This window comes from Comamonas aquatica, assembly GCF_018064205.1.
In the GTDB taxonomy this organism is placed as follows: Bacteria; Pseudomonadota; Gammaproteobacteria; order Burkholderiales; family Burkholderiaceae_C; genus Comamonas; species Comamonas aquatica.
The window spans coordinates 3,859,158-3,884,159 of the sequence record NZ_CP072916.1; the positions used below are offsets into that span (position 1 = coordinate 3,859,158).

General features: G+C 66.9%; 20 protein-coding genes. 1 reads left to right on the plus strand and 19 read right to left on the minus strand.

Annotated elements, in window-relative coordinates; genetic code table 11:
• Positions 1 to 388: 388 nt before the first annotated feature.
• Positions 389 to 1,897, minus strand: coding sequence for an ABC transporter substrate-binding protein (locus tag KAQ61_RS18100; RefSeq protein ID WP_244982943.1), 1,509 nt, complete (start codon positions 1,895 to 1,897; stop codon positions 389 to 391).
• 214 nt (positions 1,898 to 2,111) lie between these two features.
• Here KAQ61_RS18100 and KAQ61_RS18105 point away from each other — a divergent pair, with 214 nt between their 5' ends.
• Positions 2,112 to 4,058 (plus strand): sensor domain-containing diguanylate cyclase, encoded by a 1,947-nt coding sequence (locus KAQ61_RS18105; protein WP_210930054.1) that lies wholly within the window; start codon positions 2,112 to 2,114, stop codon positions 4,056 to 4,058.
• Positions 4,059 to 4,242: 184 nt separating this feature from the next.
• On the opposite strand, the gene KAQ61_RS18110 is transcribed toward KAQ61_RS18105, so the two are convergent.
• The 18 genes from KAQ61_RS18110 to flgF form a co-directional block, all read right to left on the minus strand.
• Positions 4,243 to 5,886, minus strand: a complete 1,644-nt coding sequence (locus tag KAQ61_RS18110; protein ID WP_210930055.1) for an alkaline phosphatase D family protein — start codon at positions 5,884 to 5,886, stop codon at positions 4,243 to 4,245.
• Positions 5,887 to 6,006: 120 nt separating this feature from the next.
• A complete protein-coding gene (locus KAQ61_RS18115) occupies positions 6,007 to 6,615 on the minus strand; it encodes a hypothetical protein (RefSeq protein WP_210930056.1) in 609 nt (202 codons plus the stop codon).
• 150 nt (positions 6,616 to 6,765) lie between these two features.
• Entirely contained in the window at positions 6,766 to 7,437 is a 672-nt protein-coding gene (locus KAQ61_RS18120; protein WP_210930057.1) for a histidine phosphatase family protein, read from the minus strand.
• Between the two features lie 197 nt (positions 7,438 to 7,634).
• Positions 7,635 to 8,801 (minus strand): DUF1513 domain-containing protein, encoded by a 1,167-nt coding sequence (locus KAQ61_RS18125; RefSeq protein ID WP_210930058.1) that lies wholly within the window; start codon positions 8,799 to 8,801, stop codon positions 7,635 to 7,637.
• Positions 8,785 to 9,789, minus strand: a complete 1,005-nt coding sequence (locus KAQ61_RS18130; protein WP_210930059.1) for an imelysin family protein — start codon at positions 9,787 to 9,789, stop codon at positions 8,785 to 8,787. Before KAQ61_RS18130 ends, KAQ61_RS18125 begins: the two co-directional genes overlap by 17 nt.
• The gene (locus tag KAQ61_RS18135) at positions 9,789 to 11,267 is read right to left on the minus strand and encodes a di-heme oxidoreductase family protein (RefSeq protein ID WP_210930060.1); all 1,479 of its coding nucleotides are present in this window, start codon (positions 11,265 to 11,267) and stop codon (positions 9,789 to 9,791) included. Before KAQ61_RS18135 ends, KAQ61_RS18130 begins: the two co-directional genes overlap by 1 nt.
• 78 nt (positions 11,268 to 11,345) lie before the next feature.
• Complete coding sequence (locus tag KAQ61_RS18140) at positions 11,346 to 12,533, minus strand: imelysin family protein (protein WP_210930061.1); 1,188 nt, start codon at positions 12,531 to 12,533, stop codon at positions 11,346 to 11,348.
• A gap of 114 nt (positions 12,534 to 12,647) precedes the next feature.
• Positions 12,648 to 13,592, minus strand: a complete 945-nt coding sequence (locus KAQ61_RS18145; protein WP_244982944.1) for a PhzF family phenazine biosynthesis protein — start codon at positions 13,590 to 13,592, stop codon at positions 12,648 to 12,650.
• 96 nt (positions 13,593 to 13,688) lie between these two features.
• On the minus strand, positions 13,689 to 14,873 hold the full coding sequence (locus KAQ61_RS18150; protein WP_210930062.1) for an aminotransferase-like domain-containing protein: 1,185 nt from the start codon (positions 14,871 to 14,873) through the stop codon (positions 13,689 to 13,691).
• A gap of 226 nt (positions 14,874 to 15,099) precedes the next feature.
• Complete coding sequence (locus KAQ61_RS18155; protein WP_042413644.1) at positions 15,100 to 15,699, minus strand: LysE family translocator; 600 nt, start codon at positions 15,697 to 15,699, stop codon at positions 15,100 to 15,102.
• Between the two features lie 187 nt (positions 15,700 to 15,886).
• On the minus strand, positions 15,887 to 17,113 hold the full coding sequence (locus KAQ61_RS18160; RefSeq protein WP_338026728.1) for an HDOD domain-containing protein: 1,227 nt from the start codon (positions 17,111 to 17,113) through the stop codon (positions 15,887 to 15,889).
• A 110-nt stretch (positions 17,114 to 17,223) separates the two neighbouring features.
• The gene (flgL, locus tag KAQ61_RS18165; protein ID WP_210930063.1) at positions 17,224 to 18,429 is read right to left on the minus strand and encodes a flagellar hook-associated protein FlgL; all 1,206 of its coding nucleotides are present in this window, start codon (positions 18,427 to 18,429) and stop codon (positions 17,224 to 17,226) included.
• A 24-nt stretch (positions 18,430 to 18,453) separates the two neighbouring features.
• Positions 18,454 to 20,424, minus strand: a complete 1,971-nt coding sequence (gene flgK, locus KAQ61_RS18170) for a flagellar hook-associated protein FlgK (protein ID WP_210930064.1) — start codon at positions 20,422 to 20,424, stop codon at positions 18,454 to 18,456.
• 21 nt (positions 20,425 to 20,445) lie between these two features.
• Positions 20,446 to 21,402: a flagellar assembly peptidoglycan hydrolase FlgJ gene (flgJ, locus tag KAQ61_RS18175; RefSeq protein WP_210930065.1), complete on the minus strand. Its 957-nt coding sequence runs from the start codon at positions 21,400 to 21,402 to the stop codon at positions 20,446 to 20,448.
• The gene (locus tag KAQ61_RS18180; protein ID WP_210930066.1) at positions 21,399 to 22,544 is read right to left on the minus strand and encodes a flagellar basal body P-ring protein FlgI; all 1,146 of its coding nucleotides are present in this window, start codon (positions 22,542 to 22,544) and stop codon (positions 21,399 to 21,401) included. The genes flgJ and KAQ61_RS18180 overlap by 4 nt, the downstream gene beginning before the upstream one ends.
• 21 nt (positions 22,545 to 22,565) lie before the next feature.
• Positions 22,566 to 23,309 (minus strand): flagellar basal body L-ring protein FlgH, encoded by a 744-nt coding sequence (locus tag KAQ61_RS18185; RefSeq protein ID WP_081770697.1) that lies wholly within the window; start codon positions 23,307 to 23,309, stop codon positions 22,566 to 22,568.
• Between the two features lie 119 nt (positions 23,310 to 23,428).
• On the minus strand, positions 23,429 to 24,211 hold the full coding sequence (gene flgG / locus KAQ61_RS18190; protein ID WP_042413623.1) for a flagellar basal-body rod protein FlgG: 783 nt from the start codon (positions 24,209 to 24,211) through the stop codon (positions 23,429 to 23,431).
• A gap of 34 nt (positions 24,212 to 24,245) precedes the next feature.
• Complete coding sequence (gene flgF, locus KAQ61_RS18195; RefSeq protein ID WP_045265617.1) at positions 24,246 to 24,983, minus strand: flagellar basal-body rod protein FlgF; 738 nt, start codon at positions 24,981 to 24,983, stop codon at positions 24,246 to 24,248.
• Positions 24,984 to 25,002: the final 19 nt, after the last annotated feature.

Sequence of the window (25,002 nt, forward strand, 5' to 3'; positions counted from 1 at the left end):
ACCCGGTGGGATGGCCCGCGGCCTAGGCGGTCACGGGGCCGGGCCGGCCGTGCTCCACCACCCAGTGCGTCAGCGTCGTGACCGGGCTGTCCGCACGCAAGGGGTCGGCCTGGCGGCCCTGCTGGCCGAGGTGCACCGGCTACCGGCCACGACCGTGGGCGCCGAGCCCAGACCGCTGGGCTGAGGCCTGCGCGCCGTGGCAGGGCGCAATAGAGGTTGGCCCGTCCGCGGCCTTTGATCGCAGCGCACAGCACGCAGCAACTCGCCCGTTCCCTGGCGGGCCGCGCCAGCGCCGCTGGCGTCACGCAGAGCGCAGGGTGGTGGACGGCTGCAATGTGCCGCGTGCCCTCTGATTCGGCACCGTGCGCGCGCCCGTCACCTGCGGTGCCTAGCTGGCCCAGCGCAAGGACGCAATGTCATGCGTGAAGATGGGGTAGTTCATCCACAGGCCCTGCAGTCCCTTGCGCGCCACGGCACTGACCTGTGAATTGAACAACCAGACGTTGGCGGCATCCTGGGCCAAATAGCGTTGCATGGCAGCGTACAACAGTTGGCGCTCACGCGGGTTGCGGGATGCTGCGTGACGTTGCGTCAGGTCGCGGAAATCTGCGCTGTCATAGCCAAAGTAATACCCGGGATCGGCATAGATCATGTGATCCAGCGGTTCGACATGGTTGATCAGCGTCAGATCGAAGTCCCCCTGGAAGGTATTGCTCAGCCACTCCTGCCAGGTCACTGGCTGGAGGTGCACCCGAATGCCAACTTTCTCCAAATACGCGGCGATGAAGGGGCCTCCTTCGCGGGCGTACGGAACGGGAAGCAGGGTCAGCGTGAGTTCCAGGGGCGTCTTCATGCCAGCTTGTTGGAGCAGCTCTTTGGCACGCTCCGGGCTGTAAGCATGCAGGTGCGCAAGATTCAGGAAGCCAGGGTCCGTAGGGGCAAAGTGGCTGCCGATGACATTGCCTTTGCCTTGCAAAATGCTGCTGACGAAAGCTTGGCGATCGATTGCATGGGTGATTGCACGGCGTACCCGTACATCTTTCAAGACAGGGTGGCGGTGGTTGACGGCCAGCATGCCTTTGCCACTGGAAGAGCCCAGTAGCACTTGGTAGCGCGGATCGCCGTGGAAGCGGTGCAGATCGTGTGTGATGAAATTGATGAAGACATCCACCTCGCCTTGCTCCAAGGCTCGAGCCTGCTCTTCCAAATTATTGATAAAACGGAACGTGGCGTGCTCAATCGCTGCTTTTTCTGGTGCTCGAAAGGTCGCAGACTTGCGCATTTGCACACTGTGTCCCTTGCGCCACCTGACAAATGCATACGGACCTGTACCAATCGGTTGCGTGGCAGCAGAGGCGGCTGAATTAGGGTGAAGGATGACTGCGCTGGCTTCTCCCAAGTGAAAAAGAAAATGTGGATCAGGATTGCGCAGTTCTAGCTCGAAGCGAAGAGCGCCTTTGGCGGTCATGCGCTGAATGTTGTCAAAGACGCTTTTCTTGGCCTTGTTTGGAGAGTTCGGAGCCTGTGCTTGGCGAAAGCTGAAGAGCACACACTCCACATCCAGCGCAGCGCCATCGTGAAAGCGCACATTCGGCACCAACTCAAAGGTGTAGATGCGTTGACTGGCGTCGATCTGCCAGCGGGATGCCAGCAACGGTTCGACGGCTCCGTTTTCGCTGATTTTGACCAAGCCCTCAAAAATGTTGTAGAGCACCACCTGGCCGCAGGCGGCTGCTGCAAATCGTGTGGGGTCCAGGCCATCAGGCTCCAGTGCAATATTCAGCGTTACGCTGTCACGCCGGGGTTGGGCAATAGCGGAGAGTGGCAGACAAGCCGCCAAGCCGGTTGCGCCCAATTGCTGGAGGCAACGGCGACGAGGAATGTTCGGTACAGGCATGAGAGGGAACATGGCGTCCTTGGTTATTGGCTGCGATGACCGTATGCATCAATCAGTATCCGATAATTGACCAAACGCACGCGGCTTGTCAGCAGTTATTTGACGCTACGAGTCATGTTGCGAGGTTGGCTTTCATCTTTGTAACGCGCGGATAAGCTCAGGGAACTGGCGTACCGGTATGGTCCAGGGGGCGCCGGCAGATCGCTGAATCGGCATGCACAAGCTTCAACAGTACAAAGGCAAACATCTCTGGCATGTGATCGCCGTTGTGGTGATCGTGCAGCTGGTACTCGCTTGGGCAGGCATACACGTCTATACGGAGCGTGAACTGCGCTATCGCCACCAGATAGAGAGCGCCCTCAAGAGCAGCAACGACCAGGTGCTCCAGAATTTGGCCAAGTGGCGGGCACGCACGTTGGCCGCCGCCGAGTCGCTGATGGACGACCGGTTGTTTGCTCAGGCTTTGTCGCGATGGCTGGCTCAGCCGCAAGCACCGGTTCTGGATGATTTGCAGAACCGTCTGCGCAGCCTGACAGAGCGCAATGAATTTGCCAAGGTGCTGTTACTGGACGCCGAGGGGCGCGTCCTGGTGACAACGGCGGGCGCGGATAACCGCATGCTCCCTGAGCGTGAACAGGCGGCGTTGAAGCAAGCCTTGCAGCAAGCTCAGGCGGTGGTGGTCGAGCCTTACCGGCAGACCCAGTTTGCGTATCCCATGTTTTCCGTGTTCACCCCTTTGTACGATGGTTTGCAGCCTCTGGGGGTGCTGTGGATGGTGGTGGACTTGCGCGCCAACCTGTTTCCACTCTTGAATGCCATTCAGCAAGGCAGTGCCACTGCGGAATCGATGCTGTTGCAGCGTGAAGGCTCGGACGTGGTGCACATTAATTCGTTGCGACATCGCATCTCCCAGCCTTTGGAACGGCTGGCCTCCATCGACCAGGATGATCTGGTGTCCGTGCAGGCCTTTGCGGGTATTCGTGGCGTTTTTTACGGCCGAGACTATCGGCGGCACCAGGTCCTGGCAGCCAGTGGCGTGGTGCCGGATTCTCCGTGGTTGCTGGTGAGCAAAATCGATGTGACTGAGGCATTTGCCCACGATCAGCGCAAGGAAGGGGTTTTCTTGGGCCTGCTGATCGGTATTTCAGTCTTACTCATGTTGTCCACGGTGCTGTACTGGATCTGGCGTACGGGTCAGCGCGAACATGTGCTCAAAGTCGAACTTGAAAACCACATGAAGTGGCTGGAGCGAGCGCAGAAAACGGCATTGCTGGGCTTTTTTTCGATCGATTTTTCAAACCGGAAGATCATGCTGTCCCCGATGGCGGCAGAGATATTGGGAACGCAAGGCCAGCGGCAACTGAATTTTTCCGACTTGGCACGCTACATACCCGCAGAACAAATCAAACGCACGCTGCGCAAGCTGTTCAAGGTACGGCGTTTCGGGACGGTGCAGAAAATTGAGTTCGAACTGCGTCCCCAACTCATGCAGTCGCATACGCATATGTTGGAGTGCTGGTGCGAAATGGAAGATGCCGCTGCATACGATCAAACGGCCAAAATCATAGGAACCATCCAGGACATCACACAGCGCAAGGCGACGGACCAGGCCCTGGAGAAATACCGTACTTTGCTGGAGCACCAGGTACGCAAAGACAGCTTAACCGGGCTGTCCAACCGCCGCGCCCTGGATGAGGCATTGGATCAGGCATGGGAACATGCCATGCGTGACAGCCAGCCTTTGGCGGTGTTGGTGATCGATATCGACCATTTCAAAAGCTACAACGACCACTATGGCCATTTGCAGGGGGATGTGTGCCTGCAGCAAGTGGCCCACGTCCTTGAGCAGCAGGTGCAAGGGGGGGATGGGTCTGCATTCCGCTTTGGTGGGGAAGAGTTTGTGGTGTTACTGCCCAACACCACGCTTGCTCAGGCCGAGCAGATAGCCTGCCATCTTTGCCAGGACGTTCAAATGCAAGGCCTCGAGAACGCCGCAGCTCCGGAAGTGCAGGTGGTCACGATCAGCGTCGGCGTTGCCAGCGTGACGCCGAGAACGGGCGACTGTCTGGGAGGCCGCTCTTTGATGGCCATGGCGGATGCCGCGCTGTACCAAGCCAAGAGCGCTGGGCGCAACCAGGTGTGCGTGCAAACCGCAGACTGATCGGCCTCCGGTCTGGCGGGATGGTGCCGCTAGCGTCACCTCGCCTTGGGGCGTGCGGTGCTGCTGAAATGTTTCCCTGATCCCCAGCGGAGAGTCCGTACCGCGATGCAGGCCGTTGCCATGCCCGCACCCGCGATGGGCATTCAGCGCAAGCGCACGATTCGTGATTCCAAAGCCCATGTGCTCACTGACGGACTGCATCCATCGCCGGTTTGCATCCAATTTCCACCGGGCCGGCTTTTCCATCCTCAACGGCAAATTGCGCCAGCGTCGTGACCGGGCTGTCCGCGCGCAAGGGGTTGGCCACGGTGCGCAGCTGGGTGCGCCAGGTGGTGGGGGTGATGTCCACCAGGCTGTAGCCACGTTCCTCGCAGCGGGCCAGCAGCACCTGCGGGTTGTGGGCACGCAGGGCGTCGACCTTGTCCTGGGTGGTGCCGCTGCGCGAGCTGATGGAGGTGGTGCAGAACTCGCTGGCCAGCACCGGGTTGCCGGCGCCCGGGGGGCGGTCGGCCAGCGTGGGCACGGCGCAGACGTAGTTCTGGTGGATGTCGCCGCCCAGCAGCACGCTGTTGTGCGGGGCGGCCTCGGCGATCTGCTGGCTCAGGCGTTGGCGGGCGGCGGGGTAGCCGTCCCAGCTGTCGGTGGACTGGTGGCCGCTGGGCCGGCGGCGGGCGGTGAACAAGGTGGTCTGGGCCACCACGCTCCAGCGTGCGGCTTCGGGGTGGTGGCGGCTGTCGGCCTGCAGCTGGCGGCCCAGCCAGGCTTCCTGTTCGCGGCCCAGCAAGCTGCGGGCGGGGTCGAACAGCTCCGGGCAGCGGTCCGTGTGCACGCTGCCGCTGTCGGCCTTGCCCGGTGTGCGACAGGCCTGCAGGCTGCGGTACTGGCGGCCATCCAGCAGGTGCAGCTGGGCCAGCGATCCCCAGCGCAGGCTGCGGTACAGCTGCAGCCCTTGCAGGCTGCGCTGCAGGGCCCCGGCGCGCAGCGGCATGTTCTCGTAGAACGCCTGCCAGGCCACCATGCGCCGGGCCAGAAAGGCGCCGGGATCGCCCATGCCCTGGTCGGCGGCATAGTCGTTTTCCACCTCGTGGTCGTCCCAGATCACGCTCCAGTTGCAGACCGCGTGTGCGGCCTGCAGCAGCGGATCGCTTTTGTGCAGTGCATAGCGGTCCCGGTAGTCCTGTAGCGTGCGGGCGGTGCGCAGCGGTTGCGGGCGGGCCAGGCCTTCGGCGTTCGCGGGCTGGGCGTACTCGTAGATGTAGTCGCCCAGGAACAGCACCAGGTCCGGCTGGTCCTGCACCACGGAGCGCCAGGCGGCGTAGTGGCCGTGCTCCCAGCGCTGGCAGGCGGCGAAGGCCAGGCGCAGCCTTGGTACCGCCGACCCGGGCGCAGGGGCGGTGTCGCAGCGCCCGGTGGGGCTGATGGCGTCGCCCTGCATGAAACGGTAGAAATAGTGGCGCCCCGGCGCCAGCCCGTTGACCTGCACATGCACGGCGTGTCCCCATTCGGGCAGGGCCTGGGTCTGGCCGCTGGCGGCGATGTGGCGGAACGCCGGGTCGTGCGCCAGTTCCCAGCGCACGGTCAGCGCGGGCAACGGCGGGGCCTCGGCCTGGCCCAGCCAGTGGGCGGGCGGGGTCAGGCGCGTCCAGATCAGGGCGTTGTCCGGCTGCGGGTCGCCACTGGCCACGCCCAGGGTGAACGGGTCGTGGTCGGGCTGGGCGCTGCCGCTGCGGGCCCAGGCGGGCACCTGGGCCAGGACCGCCCCCAGGCTGGCGCCCAGCAGCAACCCACGGCGACCGGTGAGCGAACGATGGAAAAGTGAGCTGTTCATGCAGGTATGGTGCGCGCTGGAGGTGGTTTTGAATGAAAGTTCGTCCGTGCCGCAAGGGCAACCTGACGCGCCGGCATCACGGCCGCGATGCCGCTCACCGGGGTGCCGGCCGCGGAATGCTCAAGGGGCGGCATCCACGCTGTCCGGCAGCAGCCACAGGTGGGTGCACTGCCAGTGGTGCAGGATTTCGCGCAGGACCAGCAGTGCGGCGGCCGCGCGCGGATCGGGGGGCAGGTCTAGGGCTTGGTGGCTGTAGTGGCGGCTGGACTGGGCCACCAGGCGTTCGAACAGCGCCTCGATGGCCTCGCGTGTGATGGCGGGCACCTGGCCCGGGGCATGGCCACCGACGGCCTGCAGGGCCAGGCGGCGCAGCAGGGGATCGCGCGTCGCCAGCAGGGTGTGCGCGGGCAGCAGGCGTGCCAGCGGCATGACGGCGTCTTCCACCTCCATGATGCCGGTCTCCAGTTGGGCGGGCGTGGGCATGCGCTGCTGGAAGCTGCGCTGGCTCAGCGACTGCAGGCCCAGCGGCAGATGGTGCAGCACGGGCGGGCTGGTGTCGCTGTCGCTGACCAGCAGGGTGCAGACGGGGCCCTCCACCGCGAACAGCGCCAGGGCCTGGTGGGAGGACAGGGCCGTGCCCAGCTGCGTGCGCAGCTGCTGCAGGGTGGCGAGGCTGGGGGGCTGCGCGGGGCGGTCGCCGGGCGCCGGGGAGCGGGGGATTCCGGACATGGTGGTCTGCTGCCGTGGCGGTACAAAGCCTTGGTTGTAAGCCCATTCCAATGTCCCTGCAGCGTACGCAGCGTGGCCGGTGCGCGGTGGCGGTCCGTGGCGGGGGCAGCCACCGGCGGTACTGCCGCAGCAGGGCGGCGGCAGAGGGCCTCAGGCGAAGGTGACCCAGTCGCGGGTGGCGGGCGTATCCAGGTGGCCCAGGGTGTTGAAGGTCTGCAGCATCAGGCGCTTGGGGCTGGTGCTGAGTTCGGTCACGGCCGTGTTGCGGATGCGCATGTTCAGGGCAATCGACACCTCGGCCGGCGCGCCCAGCACCAGGCCCGCGGCGGTGGAGATGGGGCCGCCGCTGCTGACGACCAGCACGTCCCCGTCCGGGTGCTGGCGGCGCAGCTGGTCCAGGGTCTGGCGGATGCCGTCGGCAAAGCCTTCCCAGGTGGGCATGCCGGCGGGGCTGATCACGCCGGACATCCATTGCGCGATGGCATCGCACAGCAGGCGAAAGTGCGCCCGGTAGCGCTCCGGGGTGTCTGCCGGTGGCAGCGGGTCGGGGTGGATGCAGCGGATCAGCGCGTGGCTGTCGTACTCATTGAGTGCCGGCAGGGCCTGGGCCGCGGGCAGGCCGGGCAAGGTGGCCTGGATGCCTTCCAGCGTCTGTACATGGCGGCGCAGCGTGCCGGTGCAGATCGCGTCGAAACGCTGCCCGCGCTCGTGCCAGTAGCGGCCCAGTTGCTGGGACTGCTGCAGCCCCAGGGGGCTGAGCTGGTCGTAGTCATCGGCGCCAAATGAAGCCTGGCCATGGCGTACAAGGTAGAGGGTTCCCATGGCCGCAGATTGTGGAAGCGGTCGATGCGGAATGCCTGTCCTATCGGAGACGATGGTGGCTGCCGAGCCGCAGTCCCCGGGGGCCAGGCCGGCCTGCAGCCGCGTGTGCCTGCAGGCTGGGGCGCCGTGGACGGGGTGGAGAGAAGATTTTGATAGCTGTCAGCGCTGATGGGATGAGCGCTTCAGCCACTTTTCATTCACAGCTGCGGTGGCAGCTGCACCCAATGGTTGTCCAGGGCCAGGTGGTCGCTGCGGCCGATGGCCGTCTGGCCAGGCCACTGCAGCACCTGCTGCGTGCCTCCAGACCACACGGGCGTGCGCGGCGGCTGCAGCGGCTGGATCACGCTGGGGTTGCTGAGGCTGTACACGCCGGCCTGGGCATCCTGGCGCAGGCAGCGCGCCGCAGCGTCCGGTGTGGCCGGGGGCTGCCACCAGCTCAGCACGTCGGCGCGCGGGCAACTGACGGCAAACAGGTGGCCGTCGCAGCTGATGTCACCGCCATAGCCCTGCCAGGGCGCGCCGGTGGAGCGGGGGGCGGCGTGCAGTCGCTGGCCGTCGAACAGGGCCAGCACCGGGGCGTGGAGCTTGTCCTCGGCCAGGTCGTGCTCGGCCTGCAGGGCAATGCCCAGCCAGCGCTGGCTGGGGTTCCAGGCCACGGCCGGGCCCCATGCCAGGTGGCGCAGGCTCAGCCGCGGATCGGGCAACTGCCATTGGCCGGCGAGGGCGCCCTGGTCCTGGGGCCGCAGGCGGACGATGGACGAGTCCATGTGGTCCAGGCGCAGCTTGCGGCGCCCGGTCTCGGGCTGCGTGGGAATGCCACCGTTGGCCACCACCAGGCTGCCATCGCGGTCCAGCAGCAACTGGTGTGGGTCCATGCCGCCGGTGCGCCATTCGGCGATCTTCTCCAGCGTCTGTGCGTCGCGCACGCCAATCAGGCCCTGGCTGTCGGCCAGGTCGGTTTCGGTGGTGTAGAGCTGCCGGCCGTCGGCACTGGCGATCACGTGGCCGTTGAAGGCGCGGTCGGGCTCGATCCAGTGCCAGTGTGCGCTGCCATCCGGGTGCAGCTGCAGAAGCCAGTCGCCAGGGCGGCGGCTGGCAAACAGCAGGCGGCCATCGGCCAGCTGGGTCATGCCGTGGGCCCGTGTGGGGATGGCATGGGCCTGGACCACCTGCAGGCGGTCCGTGGCGGTGGCCGGGGCCTGCAGCACGCCGACAAACAGGTCGGGCCCGACGGCCCAGGCCGCGGCCCAGCGGGGAGTCTGGGCGGCTTGCGCCCAGGGGCGCGTAGGCCAGGCGGCCAGCAGCGCCATGCCCTGCAGCCACTGCCGGCGCGTGCGCGAGGCGGGCTCAGTCACCGTCGGCATCCGAGAAGCCGATGGTGACATCCAGGGCCAGGGCGACGTCGTTTTCCACCAGGTGCTTGAGCTGGCTCAGCGCCCGGCTGGCGGGGGCGGTGCGTGCCAGCTCGACACGGTCCACGGCCTGCATGGCGGCATCGGCCTGCTGGACGGCGGCGCGCAGCTCGTCGGCCAGGCGCGTCCAACCCTGGGCTTCGACCAGGCGGGCGATGCTCACGTGGTCCGGCTGGCGGGCGTCGCCGACGGCCAGGTGACGCAGCGAGCCCCATTGCGCCTGCCAGCTGGCCAGCGTGCCCTGGCTGGGCGCGCGCGTGACGGCGGCCGGCTTGCCCGGGTTGGCGCTGCGCAGCGGCTTGTCCATCGACTGCCAGCGCAGCCGCTCCAGGCCGCCGATCCACTGGTTCAGGAATTCTGCGGTGCTGTGGAAATCCAGCGTGGTGCTGGCGCTGGCGGCCAAGTTGGCCTGGTGCAGGTCGTGCATTTCCTGGGCCAGCTCGGCAGCGACCAGGCCGACGTAGTGGCAGGCCGGGGTGTGGGGCTGGGCCACGTCGACCCACAGCAAATGCTCGGCCGCCGGGAAGCCCTTGGCCGGTGCGCCAACCGTCTCCATGGCGGCCAGATCCTGGGGGGCCTTGCGCAGCGCGGTCTTGAGCAGGGGCAGGCGCAGCGGCTGGAAGTCGACCATGCGCGCGGTGCGGCGTTCGATCTGCGGGCCCATGGCCAGCGCCGACAGGCGCTCCCAGTCCTGGCTGGCCTGGGTGAACTGGGCGCGCGCCGCCGCCAGGCTGGCCTGGCCGGCGCAGTACTGCTGCACCTGGGTGTGCAGCTGCTGTGCGGAGGCACTGGCCTGCGCCGATTGCGGCACAAACCATTGTGCGTACAGCGCCTGGGCGGCGGCACCGGAGGTCAGGGGCGGGGTGGTCGGTGCGGCGGCCAGGGCATGGCCAGCGGTCAGCAGCCCGATCAGGCCCAGGGAGAAGAAAGAGCAACGCATCACAGAGATTCCACAAATTGAACCAGGGCCGCCCGGTCCGGTGCCGGCAGGTGGCGGAATTGTTCCCGCGCCGCCTCGGCTTCGCCACCGTGCCAGAGGATGGCCTCGGCGACGCCGCGGGCACGGCCGTCGTGCAGCAGGCGCTGGTGGTCGTTCACCGCCGGCAGCAGGCCGATGCCCCACAGCGGGGGCGTGCGCCACTGGCGGCCATTGGCGGCAAAGTCCGGGCGGCCATCGGCCAGCGCCTCGCCCATGTCGTGCAGCAGCAAGTCGGTGTAGGGGGTGATGTCCTGGCCGGACAGGGCCGGGCTGCTCAGGCGCGGGAACAGTGCGGCGCCGGTGCGGTAGCTGGGGCGGTGGCACTGCGCGCACTGGGCGGCATGGAACAGGGCTTCGCCGCGCAGCACACCCTCGTCCTGGGCGTTACGGCGCGCGGCCGGGGCCAGGGTCGACTGGTAGAAGATGACATCGTCCAGCGCATAGTCCTCGATCTCGACCCCCTGCCGGCCCTTGGCATTGCCATTCGGCGCGGCCAGGCAGTCTTTTTGCGCGGGGGTGCAGGTCTGCTGCGGGAAGCGGCTGGAGGTGATGCCGATGTCGCCCAGGAAGGCGCCGGCGGTCTGGTGCGCCAGGCTGCCGACGTTGGCCTTCCAGCCAAAGCGGCCCAGGACCATGCGCTCGGCGTAGGCATCCCAGACGTAGTTGGGCTGTCCCTTGATGGGGCCAGTGCTGGCCGCCTGGGCCTGGGCGTTGGCCAGGATCTCAGCCTCGGGGATGGCTTCCAGCAGGCCCAGGCCGATCACCTGCGGGGCAATCCGCGGGCTGACCATGACGTCGGGGGCCATGGGGCCATAGGCCAGGTTGCGCAGGTGGTAGCGGGGCTTTTCCAGGGTGTAGGGCGTGCCGTCGGCGTACTGCCCCTCGATGCGCTCGTAGCTCAGGTGCACCTCGCCCTCGCCCTGGACGCCGTGGATGCCCATGGTGTTGAACTGATCGCCGTACACGGGCTCGTGCTTGGGGCCGCCGTGGGCATCGGTGCCGGGCACCGACAGGCGCAGCAGCAGGCCGGCAAACGGCTGGGGCGCCAGCGGGTTGTGGAAGTCGGGCGGTTGGGCGCGCCCGTCCTGCACGTGGCAGCCGCCGCAGGAGCGGGCCAGGAAATGCGGACCCAGTCCGTCGCGCGCAGTGGTGGAGGCCGGGGCCTGGACCCAGTTGCGCTTGAAAAAGGAGTTGCCCACCACGAAGCGCGTGCGTTCGGCGTCATTCAGGTTGGCGGCGGGCAGCGAGAAGGCGTTGCGGCCGTTGGAGAACACGGTGGTCTTGCCACCGGGCTGGGCATCGGCGGCAGGGCGCGCAAACAGGGCCTGCGCGGCATCTGCGGCGGTGGCGGCTGTGTCGCCAGGGGCCGGGCGGGCGGTGCAGGCGGCCAGCGCCAGGGCGGTGGCCAGCACGCTGCTGGTGCGGAGCAAGAAGGTCATAGGCAGGGGGCCGAAGGCCCGGAAACAGGCACCGCGGCCAGGCCGCGGTGCAGGAGGACAGGCAGCCGTGGCTGCCGCTCAGGGGTCGACCAGGTTCAGCTGTTCGAAGCCGACGGCCTTGGCCGCGTCCACCAGGTCTTTGCTTTGCTGGGTCAGGGAGTCGATCGTGGCCTGGATCTTGGCGCGTGCGGCGCTGTCGCGCGCGCCCTGGATGGCCTGGTCGAACGGGGCCGGAATGGCTTGTGCCGAGGCCACGGACTTGGCAATCTGCAGCGAGGTCTTTTCGGCGATCACCGGGTCCTGTGCCGCCACCCAGTCGCGCAGGCCGGGGCCCTGCAGCACCGTGCCGTTGCGGCGCTGGTAGTGGCCCAGCCAGACATTCTGGATGCCCTGGGCGTTGGTGACCGCGTCGCGGTGGGTGTTGTCCGAGAAACAGGAGTGCTCGTCTTCCTGGTCACGGCTGGCCATGGCCACTTCCAGGCGCTCGCCCGCCAGTTCGCCGCGCGACAGCGAGCCCAGGCCGATGAACACCTTGCGCAGGGATTCGTCGCCGCCCTGGTCGAAGGCCGCGCGGAAGTTGTTCTTCACGCCGGGCTTCCACTGGTCGGCCACGGATTGCAGGTCGTCCAGCAGCAGCTCGGTCACCACCTTGAGGTAGGCGCGGCGGCGGTCGGCATTCGGCTTCTTGCCGTCCACGAAGTCGGTGTAGGGGCGCGCGCCGGGGCCGTGGTCGTCCAGGTCCTGGCCCCACAGCATGAACTCGATGGCATGCCAGCCGGTGGAGATGTTCTCCTCGCCGTCGTGCTCGTTCAGCGCGGCCAGGCGTTCCTTGGTGATGGGCAGCTTGCGGTTGTTGATCAGGCCGGCGTTGTCATCGCCCACCACATAGTCCACATAGGATTCGTCCATCGGCCAGGCGTTGATCTGGCCCTCGGGGCCGTCGGCGTTGTCGATGGGGCCGTCGTAGAAGCGGAAGGCCTCAGTCTGGCCGTAGAACTCGCGGGCATCCAGCCAGGCCTTGCGCGCCGCATTCTGGGTGGCGGGGCTGGGCTTGGCCAGGAAGGCATGGATCGCCTTTTGCATCTGCTGCGCGGCTGCGATGGTGTCACTGTAGTTGGCATACACCAGGGTGCTGTAGTGCTGCACCACGGCCGAGGCCTGGAGCGCGCTAGGGCCGGCGCTGGCCGCAGCGGGTTGGGCGGCGGAGGCCGGTGTGGCCGCGAGGGTACCAAGGGTCAGGGCACTGGCAATCAGATAGCGATACATAAGGCAGGCAGTGGCACAAGGCAGAATCAAAGATGCGCGGATTTTACGCGATTGATAATTATTTTTATTTGCTTTATCGCAACGCTGCCGGGCCGTGGCCTGACGGGCCTTCGCTCAGAGCAGCACCGTGCCCTGCACGCAGGTCACGGTCTGCCCGCCGATCCACAGTTGCTGCTGCGCGTCCTGCTGCACGGACACCCAGCCGTCGCGCCCCACGCAGGCGCCCTGGTTGGCCATGTAGGGCGCCTGCAGGTGGCCCTGCGCGATCAGCCAGTCGGCCAGGCTGCCGTTCAGGCTGCCGGTGACCGGGTCTTCGACACCCGTGGTGGAAAAGGCCCGCACTTCCAGCTGGGCCTGGGCTGCGGCCGGTGCGGCGCGCAGGCCGGTGGCAAAGGCTTCGGCCTCGCGGCAGGCGCGGCCGATCAGCGGTGTGGCGTCGTCGGCCCGGTAGCGCGCCGCCACCCCCACCTTGTGGCCCAGGGCCTTGATGCGCGCCAGGTCCGGCTCCAGGCAGAGCACGGTGTCCGGGCTGTCCAGCAGCAGGCACAGCCAGTGCGGGCCGTTGTCCAGGTAGGCGGCGTCCAGCACCTGTTCGTTGGTGATGCCCAGGGCCTCGTAGATCAGGTGCAGGTGGGCGGGCAGCGGCAGGGCGCGGGTGGCCGGGGTGGCAAACGCCAGCCCGGCGGCCGAAGGCTGGATGGGGATCAGGCCCTTGGCGCATTCCTGCACGATGCGCGCAGGGTTCTGGGGTGTGCCGCCCTGGGCCAACCAGGCATGGCAGGTGCCCAGGGTGGGGTGACCGGCAAACGGCATTTCGGCGGCCGGGGTGAAGATGCGCACGCGGTAGTCGGCGCCCTGGGCGCGGCCGACCTCCGTCGGCGGCAGCACGAAGGTGGTCTCGGACAGGTTGGTCCAGCGCGCAAAGCTTTGCATCTGGCCCTCGTCCAGGCCCTGGCCATCCAGCACCACGGCCACCGGGTTGCCCCGGTAGGGCTCGGCGGTGAAGACGTCCACGGTCATGAACGGGCGGGTGGTCAGGGGCGGGCAATGGGCGGACATGGCGGGGGTTCCCAATCAGAGCGAACAAAAAAGCGCATAGCTTGCGAGAAGCTATGCGCTGTGCACGATACGCCACCCGGGGTGGCGTCCAGGCGATTATTTGGCCTGGAGCGCGCGGATGGCGGCGGCCAGGGCGGCAATGCCCTGGTTGATCTGCGCGGGCGAGACGGTCACGTACGACAGGCGCAGGGTGTTGTGCTCGGCCTCATCGGCAAAGAAGGGCGCGCCAGGCACAAAGGCCATGCCGCGCTCGACCGCTTCGGGCAGCAGGTCCTGGGCGTTCATGCCCTTGGGCAGGCGCACCCACAGGAACATGCCACCCACGGGACGTGTCCAGCTCACGTCCAGGCCGTCCATTTCGCGCTCCAGGGCCACCAGCATCACATCGCGCTGGGCCTTGTACATGGCACGGATGGTGGGGATGTGCTGCTGGAGGAAGCCGTCCTTCATCACCTCGGCGACCACGCGCTGGTTGAAGCTGGGGCTGTGCAGGTCGGCGGCCTGCTTGGCCTGGGTCAGCTTGCCGTAGACCGACTTGGGCGCCACGATGAAGCCCACGCGCAGACCGGGGGCCAGCACCTTGGAGAAGGAGCCCATGTAGATCACGCCCTCGGGGTTGCGTGCCGCCAGCGGCAGGGGGGGCTCGCCCTCGTACCACAGGTCGCCGTAGGGGTTGTCCTCGATCAGGGGGATGTCCAGTTCCTGGGCCTTTTCCACCAGGGCCTGGCGGCGCGCCTCGCTCATGGTGCGGCCGGTGGGGTTCTGGAAGTTGGGCAGCACATAGGCGATGCGGGCCTTGTCGGCACCGGTGCCGACCTTGGCGGCGAAGTCCTCGACCAGCATGCCTTCGTCGTCGCTGTCCACGCCGACGGCCACGGGTTCCATGGGGGTGAAGGCCTGCAGGGCGCCCAAGTAGGTGGGTTTTTCCACCAGGATGCGGCTGCCTTTGTCCATGAAGATCTTGGCGATCAGGTCCAGCGCCTGCTGGCTGCCGGTAGTGATCAGCACCTGCTCGGGGTTGACGTCCCAGGGCAGGAAGTCGGCGATCGCCTGGCGCAGCGCAGGAAAGCCTTCGGTGGTGGAGTACTGCAGCGCCGCGGCGCCGTCACGTTCCATCACCGCGTTGCAGGCGGCGGTGAAGGCCGTGATCGGGAAGCCCGCGGGCGAGGGCAGGCCACCGGCCATGCTGATGATGCCGGGACGGTCGGTGAGTTTCAGAATCTCGCGGATCGCGGAGGAGTTCATCTTGGCGGCACGTGCAGCCAGGGTCCAATTCGTCATAACTACTCAATCTCTAGAAGCGGCGCGCGCACTGTGCGCGTGCCGGACAAGGCGTGGTGCGAAGAGCATACCGTTGTGGGGCATGGCCGCGTCACCCGGAAACTACGCATAGCCGGGCGCTGCGGCAATGGACGTCGGGCACGGGATGGGCGGCGGCGCCGGTGCAGCTATTGTGGGGCGAAGCACCGCAGCTTGCAGGGGCCGGGCCGAAAAAATCATCGCCGCTTCAGGCGCGCAGCATCCAGGCTGCGGTGCCCACCAGCAGGGCGGCCATCAGGCGGTTGAACCACAGCAGGCGCCGGCCGTGGGCCAGCCACTGGCGCAAGGCAGCGCCGATGCAGGCGTAGCACAGGTTGCTGCAGAAGGCGTAGCTCGCCATGACGGGCAGCACGACGAGCATGCGCTCGGCAAAGTTGGCCTGGCCAGCGACCCATCCTGCGACGATGGTCAACGCCAAAAACCATGCCTTGATGTTGATGAATTGCAGCAAAACCCCTTGGGCAAAACTGATTTGCAGCTGCGCGGGCCGCGCCTGGGCCAGCTGGCCGCTGCCCGACAGCTTCCAGGCCAGCCACAGCAGGTAGCCGATGCCCACGGCCTTGATGCCCGCACGCAGGGGTGGCAGGCCGGTGATCAGCGCGCCCACCCCCAGGGCGCACAGACCCAGCAGCAGGGTCCAGCCGACGGGCACGGCCAGCACGAAGCGCAGGCTGTGGCGCAGGCCGTGGTTGGCCGCCATGGCGGTCGACAAGGTGGTGTTGGGGCCGGGGGTGAAGCTCATGGCCGTGGCCAGGATGAGCAGGGCGGTGAATTCGTGCAGGGGCATGGCGGGCGGGGTCAACAGGGGCGCACTGTAGGCCGCTGCGGGGTGCCGCGCCAGCGCGTTTTCACCGACGGCATGGGGAGCTTGTCAAAAACCGAAGCTGCTGGCGCTGATCTCGTCTGATGTTCGATGACTTTTCGATATGAAAAGCTTGCCAGATGAGCGCCAGCTGCTTTGATTTTTGAGAGCTTTACCAGCTGGGCCGCTGGTTAGGCCATTCGCACACCAGGCGCAGCAGGGTGCGGTTGACGTGCTCCAGGCTGATCTCGTGCTCCTCGCACAGGGCGCGGATGGCGTGGGCGCCGTCCTCGCTTTCCAGCGCCTGGGCCAGCTGCAGGCTGGGGGCGTAGGGGCCTTCGCCCTGTACGGCCGCCTGGGGGATGCGCTCGGACAGCGGCAGGCGCGTGAGCGTGGTCTCCAGCGGCTCGTCCAGCACCTCGTGCAGGCGCGAGAACAGGCCGCACAGGTAGACCTCGCTGCGCAGCTCCTGGCTGACGCCGGCATCCAGCAGGTGCGAGGTCAGCGCGGCGCGCATCACCATCGACAGGCGGATGGGCTGCAGGTCCTTTTCGTGGCTGGCGTGGATCAGCTGGGTGCCCAGCCATTCCTTGAGCGTGCCGTAGCCCAGCATCACCAGCGCACGGCGCAGCGAGTTGATGGGGTTGCGCGCGCCCAGGGCGGCCGAGTTGGCGTACAGCATGAAGCGGTAGGCCAGCAGCGGGTCCTCGCTGAGGATTTCTTCAAAGGTTTCCAGCGACTGGTCGGCATCGACGGCCTTGAGCAGCCGCAGCACGTGCTCGTGCGAGGGGTGCAGCACGCGGGCGCCGCGCAGCTTGTGCAGCACGTCCTCGTCGGGCCAGCCGGCGATGGCGCTGGCGTGGTAGTGCTCCAGGCAGCGGCGTGCCAGGGCCTGGCTGTGGATCTCCTCGTACATCTGCCCTTCCAGCAGCGACAGCCGCTGGGGCACGGCCTGGTCGGCCGTGGCGTGCATCAGCGCCAGCGCATCCTGGGGTTCCAGGTGCAGCAGGCTGCAGGCGAAGTTGTTGGCTTCCTGGGCCGTGGGCAGGCGTTCCATGCTGCCGCGCCAGACCAGGCGCACGCCCTTTTCGGCGGCGCGCGTGGTCAGGGCGCGCAGCAGGGCGTTGGCGTTCAGCCACTCGGCGCGCACTTCCAGCGCCCAGGAGAGGTTGGGGCCGATCTGAGCCAGCAGACCTTGCAGCAGCGCCGGCGATTGTGGCGACAGCAGCAGCAGGGGGGCGTGGGGCGACCACATCTCCTGCAGGATGCGCAGCAGGTGGGCCGTGTCGGCCGGGTTGTCGGGCGTGTCGTGCAGGAACAGTTGCACGCCCGCCAAGTGGCGCTGTGCATTCCACAGCGGGCGATAGCCCATCACCAAAGCATTCAGAACGAATTCCACAGCGCAAGCGCTCCGTGTTGAGGTCTAGGGAGGGCTGCCGTTGCCAGCCGCCCGGGACCGGGTGGCCCCGCCGTTGCGGGACCACGCACCCAGGCTAGTGGGGGCAGCGCTCAGCGGATGTAGTCGAACAGCGACAGCTTCTGGATGGAGGCGTAGGACTGCAGCGCCGCCGAGACCGCGGTCTCCTGGGTCTTGAGCTGTGCAATCGCCTTCACCATGCCTTCGGAGTCGTAGTCTTCCGCGGCCACGCGCTGGGCCTGCACCTGCTCGTCGCGGGCGTCCAGCGTGTTGTTCATGCGCTTGGCCTGGTTCAGCAGGTCCCCGGCGACGCCGCGCACGGTGGAGATGCGGTTCAGCGCGGTGTCCAGCTCGGCCAGCGACTGGGCGATGCCATGGGCCAGGGCGCCGGAGTTGGTGCTGCCGTCGGGGTTGCCGCCGTTGCGCACCGTGGAGATGGCGCGGTCGATGGCATCGAAGACGGAAATGGTTTCGCTGGGCTTGACGGTGAAGCTGTCGCCCACGGCCGGTTCGCCGCTGATGGTCAGCGCCATGCCGGCGACATCGATGGCGTCGCCCGCCTTGTAGGGCAGCATCGTGGTGCCGCCATCCAGGCTGTACGACAGCACACCGCTGTCGTCGTGGAAGCTGATGGTCACCGCCGCGGTCAGCGCGGTGGCGGTGGCCGGGTCCTTGATCACGCCGGCGTCGGTGTGGGCCTTGCCCTGGTTGGCCGGGTTGGCGTCCACGGCCAGCACGCCGTTGCCGGTCTTGCCGCTGAAGAAGGCCAGCGCACCATCCAGCGAGTTGGTGATGGTGTATTCGCTGCTGTTGGGCTGGCCGGACTGGATGCCGTTGCCGCCATTCGGGAACGGTGTGTTGGCCTGGGTGTCCAGACCGCGGAACAGGGGCAGGCCGTTGCTGTCCGTGCGGTTGCTGTACTTGAGGATCTGGGCGCGCAGGCTGGTCAGCTGCTCGACCAGGGTGTCGCGCTGGGTCTGGTTGTAGGTGCCGTTGCCGGCCTGCACCAGCAGCGTGCGCAGCTCCTGCACGGCGCTGTTGATTTCGCCCAGCGTGCCTTCGGCGTACTCGACGGTGGCGGTCTGCGCATCCAGCATGCGCTTGTCGGTCTCGATGCGGTCCAGGCGGGTGCGGGCGCGTTCGGCCAGGGCGGCCGCCACGGGGTCGTCACTAGCGCGCAGCACGCGCTTGCCGGCCGTGGTGTGTTCCATCTGGCTGGCCAGCTCCGCTTGCTGCTTGCTGATGTTGCTGATGGTGCGGTCATACATGTTGGCCGTACCCAGGCGTGTAATGCTCATGGAGAACTCCTAAACCTTGATGAATCAGCCGCCGACCGCGTTGAGCACGCTGTCGAACAAGGATTGCGCGGTTTGAATGATCTTGGCCGAGGCCTGGTAGGCCTGCTGGTACTGCAGCAGGCGCGCGGCTTCCTCGTCCAGGTTGACGCCGGACACGGCGGTGCGGTCGGCATTCAGGTTGTTGGCCACGGTCTGCGACAGCTGGGCCGCGTACTTGGAGCTTTGGGTGCGCGTGCCGATCACGGCCATGGCCGAGGAGAAACCGTCGCTCAGCGTGGTGCCGCCGTCAAAGATCGTGGCATCGCGCAGGGCCAGGAAGGCCGAGGCATTGCCCGCGTTCAGCTTGTAACCATCGCCCAGGTCCAGGGCATTGCCCACGTCCACGCTGTCGCCGTTGCTGGGCGTGCCGGTCAGTGTGATGTTCCAGCCGTTGATCTGGATGGCCTGGCCCGAGGTGTAGGGCGCGGCGGCCGAGGCGGCACTCCAGCTGCTGGTGGCCGGGTCGTAGGTCTGGTAGCTGTAGTTGCCGGCGCCGTCGAAGGTGATGCGCACCGGGGCGTTCTGGGCCGGCACGCCGGCCAGGTCCGTGGCGCGCAGGCTGCTCATCTGCAGCGTGCCCTGGTTGCCCTGGTTGATCTTGGCGGTCACGGCGCTGGACACGGCCAGGTCGCCGGCGTTGTGCACCAGCGGCTGGATTTCGTCGGCGGCCGCGCTGAAGGGCTGGAACAGGATGCTCTGGCCCTGGGTGGCGCTGGCCGTGACCGTGGCGGGCACGGAGAACTGCAGGCCATCGACCTGGGCATCGATGCCGTTCACCGGGTCGATGGGCAGGTTGGTGGTCTTGCCGTCGGAGATGCGGATCAGCTGGGCGTTGCTGCTGCCGTCGAACAGGATCTTGTAGTCTGAGGCGACCAGGCTGCGTGTGTCGGTCACGGTGGCCGTGGCGCTGGTGGCCGGGTTGCTGACGTCGTAGCCGGTGATGTTGCTCCAGCCCTGGGTCTGCGTGGTCAGCTTGAACAGGTCGGTGCCGTAGTTGCCCGACAGGGTCAGGCCCAGCTTGTTCTGCTGGTTCAGCTCCGAGCCGATGGCCAGTGCCAGGCGGCCCAGCAGGTTGCGGCCGACGACCAGGTCGTCGTTGTTGAATTTCAGCAGGCCGGCGATCTCGCCGCCACCCACCATATTGGCGGTCAGCTCGACCTGCTCGCCATTGGGCTGGCTGAAGTACAGCGACAGCTTGCCACTGCCCGGGTATTCGGTGGTTTCGGCCACGCTCAGTTGGCCGGCGCTGCTGCCCAGCACCAGCGGCTGGCTGCCGCCGACGAACAGGTTGATGCCGCCGTTGTCGGCGTCCACCTGGCTGGTCTGCACGTACTGGTTGATCTCGCGGATCAGCTGTTCGCGGGCATCCAGCAGGTCGTTGGGCTGGTGGCCCGAGGCCACGGCGCGGCTGATCTGGGTATTCAGCGCGGCCACCTGGCCCGCCAGGTTGTTCACCAGGGTGACGTTGTTGCCCAACTGCTGCTGGGTGCTGTAGTCCTGTTCCTTGAGCGTGGCCGAGGCCGCGCGGAAACGCGCCGTCAGCTCGCTCATGCGGGTCAGCACCACGTTGCGGGCGGTGCCGTCGGACGGTGCGGCCTCCACATCCGCGAAGGCATTCATCACGCTGTTGATGGCGGCGCCCAGGCTGCTGTCGCCACCCGAGTACACGTCCTGCATCTGCATCAGCGACTGGTAGCGGATGGCGTCGGCGGCGCTGGCGGCATTCGCTGCGTTCGACTGCTTGCCCAGCAGTTCGTTGTAGTGGCGCATGACGGTGGCCACTTGCACGCCCTTGCCGACAAAGCCGTTGCCCACGTTCTGGCCGATCAGGGCGCTGGTGGCCACGGTCTGGCGGGAGTAGCCGGCCGAATTCGCGTTGGCGATGTTGTTGCCGGTGGTGGTCAGGGCGTGCTGGTTGGCAACCAGGGCGGAAACGCCGACGTTCATCAAGCTCATGGTGGAGGTCTTTCTAAAGCTTTAACCTTGGGTGCCCTGCTGCGCGGCGCGGGCACTTTCGATCGCGCGGGACAGCTTGCTGGCGTAAAGAGGGTCGGTGGCATAGCCCGCGTTCTGCAGGGCCGTGGCGTAGGCCTTGGCGTTGCCCGTGCTTTCCACTGCCTGCGCGTAGCGCGGGTTCTCCGTGATCAGGCGGGCATAGTCGCGGAAGGAGTCCTCGTACGAGTCGTAGGCGCGGAACTTGGCCTTGACCTTGCGGGGAATGCCGTCGACGTATTCGGTGGTGGTGATCTCGGCCACCTTGCCCTTCCAGTTGCCCGTGGCCTTGATGCCGAACAGGTTGAAGGAGTTGCTGCCGTTGTCGCCACGGATCTCGCTCTTGCCCCAGCCGGTTTCATGGCCGGCCTGGCCCAGCATGTAGCTGGCGGGAATGCCGCTGTCGCGGGCCACGCGCTCGGCCGCGCTGCTGTGGGCCTGGACGAAGTTGTCACGCCCCTTGGGCGACGGCGCATAGGCGTCCAGAAAGGCCGTGCTGCCCACGCCCGAATTGCCCGACAGCCCCGGATAGCGCGCAGTGCGGCCGGCAAAGCTGACGGTGGAGGGGATGCTGAAATTGCGTTCGGTGCCGCCCAGGGCCGCTGCGGGATTGACGCCGGCCTCTGACGGATCGATGCCCATGGAGCGCGCGATCTGCGCCGTGATGGCATCGGCCAGGCCGCCGGGCATGCCCGCCATGGAGACGGACAGCTGCTGGTCCATCATCGAGTCGGCCAGCTTGGAGCTGTCGTTGTCCAGCAGGCCGCTTTTCATGGTCGCCTGGCGCATGCTCTTGATCATCTCGTGCATGAACAGCGACTCGAGCTGCTTGGCGGCTTCGCGGGCGGCTTGCGGGTTGTTCGCGTTGGCCTGGCTCTTCAGGCTGTTGAGCGAATTGATGTCGGTGGCCAGCGCATTGTTGGCCGACAGAGACAGACTCATATCACCTCCAGCTCGGCGTTCAGGGCACCGGCGGCCTTGATGGCCTGCAGGATGGCCAGCAGGTCCTGGGGCGTGGCGCCCAGGGTGTTCAGCGAGCGCACCACATCGGTCAGTTGCGGCGAGGACGGCACGCGGATGACCTTGCCGGGCTCCTGCGTGACGTTGATGTTGGTCTTCTCGGTCACCACGGTCTGGCCCTGCGAGAAGGCGCCGGGCTGGCTGATCACGGGCGTGGAGTCGATGGTGATGGCCAGGTTGCCGTGGGCAATCGCGCAGGGGCCCAGGGTCACGGACTGGTTCATCACGATGGAGCCGGTGCGGGCGTTGATCACCACCTTGGCGGCCGGCTTGTTGATCGGCAGGGTCAGCTCCTGGATGTCGGCGATGAAGCCGACGCGGGCGCCGGGGTTCACGGGCGCGCGCACTTCCACGGTGCGGCCATCCAGGGCCATGGCGGTGCCCATGCCGTGGCGGCCGTTGATGGCCTTGACCACCTGGCTGGCGGTCTGGAAATCGGTGTCGTTGAGGCCCAGCTTGATGGTGTCGCCGTCATTGATGGGCGTGGGCACGGCCCGTTCGACCTGCGCGCCCTGGGGGATGCGGCCGGCGCTCAGGTGGTTGATCTGGACCTTGGAGCCGCCTTGCGAGGCCCCAGCGCCACCGACCACCAGGTTGCCCTGGGCCAGGGCGTAGATCTCGCCATCGGCGCCGCGCAGCGGCGTGGTGATCAGCGTGCCGCCCTTGAGCGACTTGGCGTTGCCCATGGACGAGACGTTGATGTCGATTTGTTGGCCGGGCTGGGCAAAGGCGGGCAGCTCGGCGGTCACGATCACGGCCGCGACGTTCTTGAGCTGCAGGTTGTTGGTGTTGGCCGTGGCCGGCAGCGTGATGCCCATCTGCTGCAGGTAGTTGGACAGCGTCTGGGTGGTGTAGGGCATCTGGGTGGTCTGGTCCCCCGTGCCATCGAGGCCGACCACCAGGCCATAGCCGGTCAATTGGTTGGACCGCACGCCCTGAACCGAGGCCACTTCCTTGATGCGCAAGGCGTGGGCGGGAGCGGCCAGCATGCCGCCGCTGAGGGCCAGCAACGCCAGTGCGAGGCGTGCGCTGCGGAATGTGGGGAGCATGGACAGTACTTTCATACTGCCCAATTCTGGAGAGCTTTAGAAAGGGATAAAGCTCAAAAAGAAGCGCGACAACCAGCCAATTGCCTGCGCTGAATTTTGCTGGCCGCGGCCGCGCGATTCCACGCGCACATTGGCCACCTGGGTGGAGCTGATGACGCTGTTGGGCTGCAGCTGGTAGGGGTCGACGGTGCCGGTGAAACGCAGCACATCGACGTTCTGGTTCACGCCGATCTGCTTCTCGCCGGTGACCACCAGGTGGCCGTTGGGCAGCACCTCGACCACGGTGGCGGTGATGGAGCCGGTGAAGGTGTTGGCGCTGGTGGTGCCACCGCCGCCTTCGAAGTCGGCATTGCTGCCCACGCCGAGTTTGCCGAACTTCTGGGCCGTGGCCAGGGCCCCACCGGTCAGCACCGGCAGGTCGGTGATGCCGGCCGACATGCTGCTGTCGCGGTTGACCGTGGACGAGGACTGCTGGCTGGCCGTCACGCGTTCGGCGATCTGGATGGTGACCATGTCCCCGACCAGGCGGGCGCGGCGGCTTTCAAATGGTGGGCGGTAGCGGTTGGCCTGGAACAGGCCGCCCGTGGCCTGGGCCTGCTGCTGGGGCACGGCAATCGCCGTGGCAGGCAGCGGGTGGGTCTGGCTTTGCAGGTCGACCGGGGGCGGGTCGTTGAAGGCGCAACCGCTGATGACCAGGCTGGCCGCGCCCCACAGCGCGATGCGGGGCGTGCGCTGGGCCAAAGCGAAAACTTGGGAGGAGGGGCGAGAGGCGGCGGACATAAGCGCTCCGGGAAATGCAAAACAGGAGCGGCTTGCGCTGGTACAGCCTGGGTTTGCAATGCTTTTTGCTTTGAAACCCTGGCTGCGCAGGCGCCAGGCGCTCTGAATAGAGGTGTGAATTACAGCTGCGAGAGCTTGGCCAGCATCTGGTCGCTGGTGGAGATGGCCTTGGAGTTCATCTCGTAGGCGCGCTGGGTCTGGATCATCTGGACCAGCTCTTCCACCACGTTCACGTTGGACGATTCCAGGAAGCCCTGCATCACCGTGCCCAGGTTGTTGGTGCCGGGGGTGCCGGCCTGCGGGGCGCCGGAGGCGGCGCTTTCGCGGTACAGGTTCTCTCCGATCGGCTCCAGGCCGGCCGGGTTGATGAAGGAGGCGGTGTTGAGCTGGCCGATCTGCTGGGGCTGGGCGTTGCCGGGCACGGTCACGCTGACCACGCCGCTCTTGCTGATGCTCAGCTTGGTGGCGTCCTGGGGCACGGTGATGCCGTCCAGCAGCGGGTAGCCGCCCGCCGTCACCAGCTGGCCGGTGGCGCTGCGGCTGAAGGTGCCGTCACGGGTGTAGGCCGTGGTGCCATCGGGCATCTGGATCTGGAAGAAGCCGTCACCGCTGATGGCCACATCCAGTTCCTTGCCACTTTCCAGGGGCGTGCCCTGGGTGAAGTTGCGGGTGGTGGCCACGGTGCGCACACCCAGGCCCAGGTGCATGCCGGTGGGCAGCACGTTCTGTTCGTCGGCCTGGGCACCGACCTGGCGCAGGTTCTGGTAGATCAGGTCTTCGAACACCGCGCTCTGGCGCTTGTAGCCGGTGGTCGAGACGTTGGACAGGTTGTGCGAAACCACATCCATCTGGGTTTGCTGAGCAGACATGCCGGTCTTGGCAATCCACAGGGAATTCATCATGGTGAAGTGTCCTTCCGTAATTCAGGGGCCGGCTTTAGCCGTTCAGGCTCAGCAACTGGCTGGCGCTCTTGTCGTTGGTTTCGGCGGTGGTCAGCAGCTTCATCTGCTGCTCGAACTGGCGCGAGGCGGCGATCATGCCGACCATGGCTTCCACGGCGTTCACGTTCGAGCCTTCCAGCGAGCCGGCCACCATGGTGGCGTTGGCATCGGCCGGCAGGTCGCCCTGGGGCGAGCGGAACAGGCCGTCATCGCCACGCTTCAGGGTCTGTTCCTGGTTGGGGGTCACCATCTTCAGGCGGCCCACATTGATCGGGTCCTGGCCAGCCAGGGTGGCCACCACCGTGCCGTCGCCGCCAAAACTGATGCTGGCGTTCTGCGGAATGTCGATCGGTGCGCCGCCATCGGTCAGTACAGGCAGGCCGGTGGCCGTGACCAGCTGGCCTTCGGCCGTGACTTCAAGGGCACCGTTGCGGGTGTAGGCCTCCAGGCCATCCAGCCCCTGCACGGCAAACCAGGCATTGCCGCGCGCCATCAGGTCGGTGCTCTTGCCGGTGTGGATGGCGGGGCCGGCCTGGTCCAGGTGGCCGGAAGTGGCATCCAGACCGAACACGCGCGTGGTGGAGCCCTGGCCTTGCAGCGGCACCGAGCGGAAGGTGCTCAGCTCGGCACGGAAGCCCGTGGTCGAGACATTGGCCAGGTTGTTCGACAGCACCGCCTGCCGCTGCGCGGCCGCGTTGGCGCCGGTCATGGTGGTGTAGATGATGCGGTCCATTACAAACTCCTAATTGCGC

Bases quoted from the DNA above. Each gene is read 5' to 3' on its own strand.
- KAQ61_RS18100 (WP_244982943.1), bottom strand. From the start codon at position 1,897: ATGCCTGTACCGAACATTCCTCGTCGCCGTTGCCTCCAGCAATTGGGC.
- KAQ61_RS18105 (WP_210930054.1), top strand. From the start codon at position 2,112: ATGCACAAGCTTCAACAGTACAAAGGCAAACATCTCTGGCATGTGATC.
- KAQ61_RS18110 (WP_210930055.1), bottom strand. From the start codon at position 5,886: ATGAACAGCTCACTTTTCCATCGTTCGCTCACCGGTCGCCGTGGGTTG.
- KAQ61_RS18115 (WP_210930056.1), bottom strand. From the start codon at position 6,615: ATGTCCGGAATCCCCCGCTCCCCGGCGCCCGGCGACCGCCCCGCGCAG.
- KAQ61_RS18120 (WP_210930057.1), bottom strand. From the start codon at position 7,437: ATGGGAACCCTCTACCTTGTACGCCATGGCCAGGCTTCATTTGGCGCC.
- KAQ61_RS18125 (WP_210930058.1), bottom strand. From the start codon at position 8,801: ATGCCGACGGTGACTGAGCCCGCCTCGCGCACGCGCCGGCAGTGGCTG.
- KAQ61_RS18130 (WP_210930059.1), bottom strand. From the start codon at position 9,789: ATGCGTTGCTCTTTCTTCTCCCTGGGCCTGATCGGGCTGCTGACCGCT.
- KAQ61_RS18135 (WP_210930060.1), bottom strand. From the start codon at position 11,267: ATGACCTTCTTGCTCCGCACCAGCAGCGTGCTGGCCACCGCCCTGGCG.
- KAQ61_RS18140 (WP_210930061.1), bottom strand. From the start codon at position 12,533: ATGTATCGCTATCTGATTGCCAGTGCCCTGACCCTTGGTACCCTCGCG.
- KAQ61_RS18145 (WP_244982944.1), bottom strand. From the start codon at position 13,592: ATGTCCGCCCATTGCCCGCCCCTGACCACCCGCCCGTTCATGACCGTG.
- KAQ61_RS18150 (WP_210930062.1), bottom strand. From the start codon at position 14,873: ATGACGAATTGGACCCTGGCTGCACGTGCCGCCAAGATGAACTCCTCC.
- KAQ61_RS18155 (WP_042413644.1), bottom strand. From the start codon at position 15,699: ATGCCCCTGCACGAATTCACCGCCCTGCTCATCCTGGCCACGGCCATG.
- flgL (WP_210930063.1), bottom strand. From the start codon at position 18,429: ATGAGCATTACACGCCTGGGTACGGCCAACATGTATGACCGCACCATC.
- flgK (WP_210930064.1), bottom strand. From the start codon at position 20,424: ATGAGCTTGATGAACGTCGGCGTTTCCGCCCTGGTTGCCAACCAGCAC.
- flgJ (WP_210930065.1), bottom strand. From the start codon at position 21,402: ATGAGTCTGTCTCTGTCGGCCAACAATGCGCTGGCCACCGACATCAAT.
- KAQ61_RS18180 (WP_210930066.1), bottom strand. From the start codon at position 22,544: ATGAAAGTACTGTCCATGCTCCCCACATTCCGCAGCGCACGCCTCGCA.
- KAQ61_RS18185 (WP_081770697.1), bottom strand. From the start codon at position 23,309: ATGTCCGCCGCCTCTCGCCCCTCCTCCCAAGTTTTCGCTTTGGCCCAG.
- flgG (WP_042413623.1), bottom strand. From the start codon at position 24,211: ATGATGAATTCCCTGTGGATTGCCAAGACCGGCATGTCTGCTCAGCAA.
- flgF (WP_045265617.1), bottom strand. From the start codon at position 24,983: ATGGACCGCATCATCTACACCACCATGACCGGCGCCAACGCGGCCGCG.